Origin of the sequence: Mesorhizobium sp. M0244, from assembly GCF_040321795.1 — a bacterium.
GTDB lineage: Bacteria > Pseudomonadota > Alphaproteobacteria > Rhizobiales > Rhizobiaceae > Mesorhizobium.
Map to the genome: position 1 here is coordinate 1 of NZ_JAMYSE010000225.1, position 1,022 is coordinate 1,022.

1 protein-coding gene is annotated in these 1,022 nt (G+C 63.7%); it reads left to right on the forward strand.

Translation table 11 applies throughout. From position 1 onward, the window contains the following. Window positions 1–50: 50 nt before the first annotated feature. Window positions 51–1,022: DUF5691 domain-containing protein (locus NKJ08_RS38760; protein WP_352786412.1), on the forward strand; the 972-nt coding region annotated here is incomplete at its 3' end.

A 1,022-nucleotide genomic window follows, 5' to 3' on the forward strand; every position in this document is an offset into this window, starting at 1 on the left:
TTTGTGGGGCGTGTTATACATAACCCCCAACATACATCCTCCTGCATGAAATGCGTTTTTTTTATCCCGCCCCGGCTCTCCTCTCTCCCCGGCCTTATAGCCGGCGCGTCGACCCGGCCTCGGCTCGAATGCTAATCGAGGCCAAGGCGCCAGGCGAACCCGCGGAAGTCAGGCTTGCGCTGGTTGAGCTTATGCGCTTCGGCTTGCACCCAGAGGACGCGCCTTTCCTGAAAAGCCTTTCGGCCGACAAGTCCGGCAAGGTGCGCGAATTGGCTGGCCGGCTGTTGGCAAGGCTGGGAGAGCACGGCCACCCCAGAGACGGTGGAGCGGATGATCCCGTAGCCGAGCTCGCCGCCTTTATCACTGAAAGCAAATCGGGCTTCATCCGCCGCCGCACGATCTATACTCCGGCAAAACTGAAGTCCCCGGCGCAGGAGCAACGCCGCGCCGAACTGTTCGAGACTTGCAACCTAGTCGATGTTGCCGCGCGGTTCGGCGCTACGGAACCTGAATTCATAGGAGCCTGGCAATTCGGCGTGGACAACAATGCCGACATCCTGATCGCACGAATGGTCGCCGCTTCAGGGAGCGATGCCGCGGTGACGCATATGGCGGACACGCTTGTTGCAGACGGCGGCAAGGCGGCGCTGTTCCTCCTGCATGTGATGCCCCGCCTCGACAGTCGCAGAAAACGAGTCCTCATCCGTCTTATCCTCGAGCAGGCAAACTACCTTGGCGCGGTCAATCTAGCGGAAGGCATTGAAGCTGGCTGGCTGGAATGGGACGACCTGACCAATGGGCAAGTTCTGCCGGCCCTGCGTTCCGTGGTCGCTGGAAATGACGATGCCATGCGGCGGGGGGCCGACGATATACTGGAGACGATCGGCTTTCTTGCCACCGCGGCCGCGGCGGCAAGATTGATCGACGAGGTCGTGGGCGGCCGCGGGGCCCGGCCGCGCGCCGAGCGGGGGCGGCAGGGGGGCAGCTGGCCCGGCGGGCCGGCGCCCAGAAGAGGCGCCCCC